Source organism: Streptococcus suis, assembly GCF_002964575.1.
Classification (GTDB): Bacteria; Bacillota; Bacilli; order Lactobacillales; family Streptococcaceae; genus Streptococcus; species Streptococcus suis_R.
The window spans coordinates 86067-92590 of sequence record NZ_POQQ01000076.1 but is presented as its reverse complement, the minus strand read 5'-3'; the positions used below and the strand labels follow the sequence as shown (position 1 = coordinate 92590).

General features: G+C 42.6%; 9 protein-coding genes. 2 read left to right on the top strand and 7 right to left on the bottom strand.

Translation table 11 applies throughout. The features are described from left to right. Positions 1–248 precede the first annotated feature (248 nt). From trmB to C1E58_RS10080, 4 genes are read right to left on the bottom strand one after another with little or no spacing between them, the layout of a single operon-like run. The gene (gene trmB, locus C1E58_RS10095; RefSeq protein ID WP_105118287.1) at positions 249–884 is read right to left on the bottom strand and encodes a tRNA (guanosine(46)-N7)-methyltransferase TrmB; all 636 of its coding nucleotides are present in this window, start codon (positions 882–884) and stop codon (positions 249–251) included. Further along, complete coding sequence (gene ccrZ, locus C1E58_RS10090) at positions 881–1675, bottom strand: cell cycle regulator CcrZ (protein ID WP_105210244.1); 795 nt, start codon at positions 1673–1675, stop codon at positions 881–883. The genes trmB and ccrZ overlap by 4 nt, the downstream gene beginning before the upstream one ends. Before the next feature lie 53 nt (positions 1676–1728). Next, complete coding sequence (locus C1E58_RS10085) at positions 1729–2766, bottom strand: ABC transporter permease (RefSeq protein WP_105210243.1); 1038 nt, start codon at positions 2764–2766, stop codon at positions 1729–1731. Beyond that, positions 2763–3497, bottom strand: coding sequence for an ABC transporter ATP-binding protein (locus C1E58_RS10080; protein ID WP_105210242.1), 735 nt, complete (start codon positions 3495–3497; stop codon positions 2763–2765). The genes C1E58_RS10085 and C1E58_RS10080 overlap by 4 nt, the downstream gene beginning before the upstream one ends. Positions 3498–3558: 61 nt before the next feature. Here C1E58_RS10080 and C1E58_RS10075 point away from each other — a divergent pair, with 61 nt between their 5' ends. Both C1E58_RS10075 and C1E58_RS10070 read left to right on the top strand, forming a co-directional pair. Next, entirely contained in the window at positions 3559–3972 is a 414-nt protein-coding gene (locus tag C1E58_RS10075) for an HIT family protein (protein WP_105210241.1), read from the top strand. A gap of 1 nt (position 3973) precedes the next feature. Next, the gene (locus C1E58_RS10070; protein ID WP_105114448.1) at positions 3974–4267 is read left to right on the top strand and encodes a chemotaxis protein; all 294 of its coding nucleotides are present in this window, start codon (positions 3974–3976) and stop codon (positions 4265–4267) included. Between the two features lie 40 nt (positions 4268–4307). Here C1E58_RS10070 and C1E58_RS10065 read toward each other — a convergent pair whose 3' ends face one another. Genes C1E58_RS10065 through tsaE form a run of 3 tightly spaced genes read right to left on the bottom strand, consistent with a single transcriptional unit; the run spans position 4308 to position 6497 of the window. Continuing rightward, the gene (locus C1E58_RS10065) at positions 4308–5540 is read right to left on the bottom strand and encodes an LCP family protein (protein WP_105210240.1); all 1233 of its coding nucleotides are present in this window, start codon (positions 5538–5540) and stop codon (positions 4308–4310) included. After that, entirely contained in the window at positions 5537–6064 is a 528-nt protein-coding gene (locus C1E58_RS10060; protein WP_105210239.1) for a GNAT family N-acetyltransferase, read from the bottom strand. Before C1E58_RS10060 ends, C1E58_RS10065 begins: the two co-directional genes overlap by 4 nt. Further along, entirely contained in the window at positions 6057–6497 is a 441-nt protein-coding gene (tsaE, locus tag C1E58_RS10055) for a tRNA (adenosine(37)-N6)-threonylcarbamoyltransferase complex ATPase subunit type 1 TsaE (RefSeq protein WP_105210249.1), read from the bottom strand. Before tsaE ends, C1E58_RS10060 begins: the two co-directional genes overlap by 8 nt. Positions 6498–6524 lie beyond the last annotated feature (27 nt).

The following is a 6524-nucleotide window of genomic DNA, read 5'->3' as shown; positions in this document are numbered from 1 at the left end:
AGTATCCCCCCCCCCCCCGACCATTTTTGTCAAGGTAAAAGACAATATTTTATAAAATTTTATCACTTGGTTATACCAAATAATCATATTTCCAGCTAGATACTGTTCACCTTCATACAAACAACATTAACCTAGTCAATCTCTCTGTTAATTGTTAGATCGTACATTAAAAACCTCTTTCTAATACTTCGTCCATCTCACAAAACAAAAATAAGGAGCCCACCTGGATTCCTTATTTGCTTATCTTATTAAAATCGCGCTTCCACACGATAGATAACCTGACCCTTGTTTGAGAATTTTTCCTCATACTCTGTCATAACATTGCCTTCCAAACCATCAGCATGTAGGTCTAGCCAGACCTGCTTCAAAACCATGCCGTATTGGGAAAAGCTAGCCAAGCTATATTCAAATAGACCACGGTTGTCCGTCTTGAAATGAATTTCCCCGTTTTCAGGTAGGATTTCCTTATAGGTATCCAAGAAGGACTTGTAGGTCAAGCGGCGTTTCTCATGGCGTTTCTTAGGCCATGGATCAGAAAAGTTTAGATAGAGCTGATCAATTTCCGCAGGGGCAAAATAATTGGTCAAACTAGAACCATCCACCTGCAAGAGTTTGATATTTGGTAAACCAGCTTCTAAAACTCGGTCCAAGGCATAACTCAAAACCGTCATCTGAATATCAATACCGATGTAGTTAATATCTGGATTTTGTGCAGCCATTCCTGTTACAAAACGACCTTTCCCAGACCCAACCTCGATATGAATGGGGTTATCATTTCCAAAAATTTCAGCCCATCTCCCCTTGCACTCCTCTGGATTGGAGATAACATACTGGGGATTATTTGCTAGGAGCTCACTGGCTCCCTTACGATTTCTAACTCTCATACTTCCCTATAAAAACTCTGGCGGAATTGACGCAGAGCGTAAATTTCTCTATTAGCCGCCAAGGTATTGTAACTCTCAACATGCTTGGCAATTTGATTGAGGTAGGCCAACTGACCATACCAATAAATCTTGTTCAAAACTGTCTGATTGTACTTATAGCCATAGGCACGAAGCCATTCTTCCCAAGCCTGACGGGGAATGTAGTGGGTCAAAATATAGGCCACATCGACCATACGGTCGGTCACACAGGCCGTTTCCCAATCCGTCAGATAAATGAAACCTGAAGTCGTTTCAACCCAGTTGCTATGGTGCAAATCACCATGAACAAAGGTAGCTAGTTCCTGACGAAATCTAGGTACAGTGTTCAACAAATCCTGACACACGGATTGCAAATAAGAATTTTGAAGCAAAATCGGTGGCACTTCTTCTTGCCAACGACGAACCAAATCCCTCGGCTCCATATAAGTATAATTCATTTGAAGGGCCTGGTTAAGTAAAATCCGTGAAAAGTGCATACGCACTAAAATTTGTCGAACCTGCTTGCTAGTCATATCATGGCGCTTCAAGGTACGACCGTTGAGCCACTCCTGCTCCACACGGTGCCCCATACCTACCTCCCGATTTGCAGACAAAACAGGTGGTGTGATTTGTTCACGAGCCAGTGCAGAAACAATGGGAGGCATTTCATATTTTACAAAGACTTGCGTTCCGTCTGACCGTAGGCCCTTAAACGCTTTGCCACTATTTCCTGCGATAGACTGTAACTGTAGCCCACTGGTATCAAACTGCATGCCTTACCTCCTTTAAAAATTCTTTACTATTTTACTAATTTTCAGCTATTTAGTCAATCAATTTTTTTCAATTTTATCGGTAAATAAACTTCATGTAGAAAAATAGATACGATTGGTAAAATGGCTACCATGATTTTTTCTTGGATAAATAGCAGAGCGACTACCGTTTCCACGACTAAGAGCCCATATAAAATAACCCGAAGCAAGTGCTGAAAATCTTTCACTTTAGCTTTTATATCCAAAGGATAAAGCTGAATTAGGTACTGGTAATCATAGTGCTTGTAGAGCCCCAACAGCTGAAAGAGGAGCAAATAATGAAATACTAAAACCAGACCAAGAGAGAGCCACGCCTCTTCAATAGCAATCAGGGATAAAAGGGCCAAAAAGACTAAACGCAGGGTCAGACCCAAATAATCTCCTGCCCGTAAAAAAGCCCGCAAATATAAGTTGAACCACATCTGATGCGAAGTTACTAAACCTAAGATGCCGTCCAGATACTTTCTCGGCTTGACGCTCGTGCTAATCCCCTTAACTGTCGTAAAAAGGGCAAAGAAACGCAGGATAGTCTGTTTTCTCTTCTGCTCATCCTGAATGGCTGTCGACCAGTTCAAAACACCTTGTTGCTGGTAGGTTGCTAGCTGGTATTTTACTAGAAAATATTTGGCAACAAGCAAGACCACTATATAAACAACCACCATCCAAACGGCCAAACCCAATTTCAGATAAATGGGCAAGAGCAGGAGCTGGACTAAGACCTGTAGTCCAGACCAGAGCAGGTATGAACGACGACTTGCAGCAGCTAGTTCTTCTAAGACTTCCTTTTCTTTTGTCAGTAGAAATACCTGATCTGCTTCCTCCAAATAGGTGGCAATGCTGCTAGAAAACAAGATCAAGAAACTGATAGCAAGAACAATCAGAATAATGGGCCAGGTATTTTCAGGAAAAGCTATCAAGAGTTGTCGATACTGCAAACTCAAGAAGCCAAAAAAGACCATGAGAACCAAGACAAAATGGTCATTCAGAACATAGCGCAGGTACTTGGAACACCGTTCTATAAAATCACGTCTGCGTTTTTGGAACAATGCTTTCATCCAACTGCTCCTTCTTGGGTCAAGGCTAGGTAAATATCATTCAGACTAGCACCTGCCATGCCAAATTGGCTCTGCAAGTCCGCCAAATTCCCTGTCGCTCGCACCTGTCCTTGATGCAAAATCACAAAAGAATCACACATTTTTTCCGCCGAATCCAAGACATGGGTGGACATGAGAATAGAAGTTCCCCTTGCCTTTTCCTCCTCCAAGAGAGCAATCAAATCCGCAATAGCTACTGGATCCAAGCCCAAAAAAGGCTCATCAACAATCAATAAACTTGGCTCCACCATAAAAGCACAGATAATCATGACCTTCTGCTTCATTCCCTTAGAGAAATTGACCGGATACCAGTCTAACTTCTCGTCCAACCGGAAGATTTTCAGCAATCTCTCGATTCTCTCCCAAGCAGCTTCCCATGGCAAATCGTAAGCCATTGCCACCACTTCCAAGTGCTCTTTTAGTGTCAACTCCTCGTATAAACTAGGTGTTTCTGGGATAAAGCCAATCTTTTTCCGATAGCTTTCTGCTCCCTGAGAAAGACCTTGACCATCAATCAAAATTTGCCCTTGGTAAGGAGTCAAGAGCCCGATGATTTCCTTGATAGTGGTTGATTTACCAGCACCATTTAGACCAATCAAGCCAACCAATTGACCATTTTCAACCGTGAAGGTAACATCTTTCAAGACAGGGATATTGACATAGCCCCCTGTGACATTTTTAACTTCTAACATACATTTATTCCTATAATTTGATATAATTATTATAACAGAAATCCTAGAAAGAGGGCGTATTATGTCAGATTGTATTTTTTGTAAAATTGTAGCTGGAGAAATCCCAGCTTCCAAGGTCTATGAAGATGACCAAGTTCTAGCTTTCCTAGACATTACTCAGGTCACCAAGGGACATACCCTAGTCATTCCCAAAAAACACTATCGTAATGTCTTAGATATGGACGCCGAGGCAGCTGGACAACTCTTTACTGTCGTTCCAGCTATTGCCCGTCAACTGAAGGAAAAATTGGGGGCTTGCGGTTTAAATATTGTCAACAACAATGAAGAAGCAGCTGGACAAACAGTTTTTCACACCCATATCCACCTCCTGCCACGTTTTGACAAGAGTGATGGTCTGGACATTCAATTTAAGGCCAATGAACCCGATTTCCCTGCCCTAGCCAATTTGGCTCAAGACCTCTATCTAGGAGAATAAGATGAAACTTCGCCACCTCCTCTTAACCCTATCCGCTGCTAGTGCTACCTATCTAGCCATTTCAAACCGAGAAAAAATCGCCAAAGAAGTCAAGGATACCAAGCAACTAGTGACGGATATGGAAGCAAGTAGAAGAAATATCCAAGACCAACTCGAGATTATTCAAAGTTTCCAAAAGCCTTTACAGGATTTGGCAGCCGATTTACAATATAAAAGTCGTGTTTACCAGCAAAATATCTCAGGAAATCTAGATGAAATCCAAAAAATAGTTGAAAAATATAAAAAAGAAAACTAAAGTTAATGAAAAATGAGATTGGAAATCCAACCTCATTTTTTTATTGTCCTTCTTCTGTTTGCGTTTCTGTTCCAACCTCAGTTGTTCCAGATTCTCCAGTTTCAGCAGAAACCGATGGAAGAGAGCCTGAACTCGCTGTCCCTTCTGGCAAATCACTGGCAGATGTTCCCGTAAAGGCCTCAATATCTACAGCCTCCGCCAAAGGATTGGCCTCAAGTTCTAGTAAATCTGTATAAGCATTATAAACATTGATGGTAGTAGGCAAGCCCATCTGCCCCTCATAAACCTTTACATTGGTGGTAAGTTCTGTCACTTCATCCAAACCAATAGACGTTTTCAAGACATTTTGCATCTCCAGCAAATGCTGGGTCGGAGGCAACTGGTAGTAAACCTCTTCAACAAGCTCATCAATCCCTCTTAATTGATAGGAATGTAAATTCCTAATGGAATCCTTATAGCCCAAAAGACTTGGAATGGTTGCTGTACTGATTTCAATATCCGTCCGCATATGATTGGAAATGGCTGTTAAAATCTTCTTGTACTGGGTGAAGCCATCTAGTTGCAGCAATTTCTTGACGATAGCCGTAATAACTTCACGCTGACGGCGTTGACGACCAATATCTCCTTCTGGATCATCGTAGCGCATCCGGGCGTAAACAAGAGCTTGATCGCCATTCACCAGACGTTTACCTGTTGGAACAATAGCCGTATAGGCTGGCTCATACTCCGAAATCGATATTGGAAAACCTAGTGTATTATTGACCTCGATCCCACCAACCGCATCAACCAGCTCGACCAGACCATCCATATTGATTTCGATGTAACGATCAATGTCAATATCCATCATCTTCTCAATAGTGGCAATCGCCATAGGAGCCTGACCGTAGCTATAGGAATGATTGAGTTTCTCCACCGTTCCAGTTGATTCCCCATTAGCTTCAGCGATCTCCACCATGATGTCACGTGTCAAACTCATCATAGTGGTTTCCTTGGTCTTAGGATTGACTGTCACCAAGATCATGGAATCGCTACGACCTTCTTCCCAAGCACCGCCACGAGTAGCCTGATCCATATCTACCCCCATCAAGAGAATCGTCAGGGGCTCCGTCGCATCAATAGGAGTGATTTCTTCTTCTCCATCTAGCTGCTTAAATGTTTTGGAAATCGCATCTGTTGAAAAGTTCAATAAACTAATTCCATAGGCAAAACCAGCTCCAAGCGTGAGGGCTACTATTGCCAAAGACATCAAGACTATTTTTTTTCCAATTGTCATACTTCACCAATCAGCTTGCCCATGTAATAGAGGTCAAGCCATTCCCCTTCATCTGTTCTAGCCCCTCTCACCAGGGTCCCTTCAATCACAAAACCCATCTTCTGATAGAGGCGGACTGCTGCTTGATTGCGCACCTGAACGGTTAATTCAAGACGTTTGAGCACCTCCATTTCCTGAGCCCACTCAATAACCTCGTCTAGCAAAATGGTACCCAAGCCGTGTCCCCAATACTCTTTCTTTATCGCAATGAAAATATTTCCAATATGGCTGATCCGAAACTGCTTAGAGGACTTGACAGAGATGGCACCAATCACTTCTGAACCAACTTTGGCCAGCAAGCACAGTTCACCAGGATTTTCAATGCTCGCTTCAAAAATCCTTTCCATTTCTTCAGGGCTAAAACGAAAACCTGTTTCATCCATGACCAGATAGTCCGTTTCCCTAGCCACTTGATTCATAAAATCAATAAAGGCTACCGCATCAGCTGGTTCAGCTTCGCTAAAATAAATTTCCTTCTTAGTCATGTACTATTTCCTCAGCTAAGACTTGACTGGCAGACCCATGGGCTTCAAAGGTCAGACGACGGCCGTCAGCCTCTTTCTCAATCCGAATGAGCAAATAATCATCCAACAGACTGGCATCCAACAATTCGCCCCATTCGATAACCGTCACACCACCACCATAGAGAAAATCATCCAGGTCAATGGAATCTGGGTCATCACCAATCCGATAAACATCCAGATGATAGAGTGGCATACGCCCCTCATACTCTCGGACAATCGTATAGGTAGGACTTTTAATCATCTGTTCAATCTCTAAGCCCTTGGCCAGTCCCTTGGTCAGGGTGGTTTTTCCAGCCCCCAGGTCACCTGATAGGACTAGCACATGGTTAACTTTACAAGCCTTGCCAATTCGCTCACCAATGGCAATCAATTCATTTTCATTACGACTATACATGTCTATCATTATACCATAGCCATCTGG

Excerpts from the sequence above, each read along its gene's own strand:
- C1E58_RS10060 (WP_105210239.1), bottom strand. The coding sequence starts at position 6,064 with ATGACTAAGAAGGAAATTTATTTTAGCGAAGCTGAACCAGCTGATGCG.
- C1E58_RS10085 (WP_105210243.1), bottom strand. The coding sequence starts at position 2,766 with ATGAAAGCATTGTTCCAAAAACGCAGACGTGATTTTATAGAACGGTGT.
- C1E58_RS10070 (WP_105114448.1), top strand. The coding sequence starts at position 3,974 with ATGAAACTTCGCCACCTCCTCTTAACCCTATCCGCTGCTAGTGCTACC.
- C1E58_RS10075 (WP_105210241.1), top strand. The coding sequence starts at position 3,559 with ATGTCAGATTGTATTTTTTGTAAAATTGTAGCTGGAGAAATCCCAGCT.
- C1E58_RS10080 (WP_105210242.1), bottom strand. The coding sequence starts at position 3,497 with ATGTTAGAAGTTAAAAATGTCACAGGGGGCTATGTCAATATCCCTGTC.
- ccrZ (WP_105210244.1), bottom strand. The coding sequence starts at position 1,675 with ATGCAGTTTGATACCAGTGGGCTACAGTTACAGTCTATCGCAGGAAAT.
- C1E58_RS10065 (WP_105210240.1), bottom strand. The coding sequence starts at position 5,540 with ATGACAATTGGAAAAAAAATAGTCTTGATGTCTTTGGCAATAGTAGCC.
- tsaE (WP_105210249.1), bottom strand. The coding sequence starts at position 6,497 with ATGTATAGTCGTAATGAAAATGAATTGATTGCCATTGGTGAGCGAATT.
- trmB (WP_105118287.1), bottom strand. The coding sequence starts at position 884 with ATGAGAGTTAGAAATCGTAAGGGAGCCAGTGAGCTCCTAGCAAATAAT.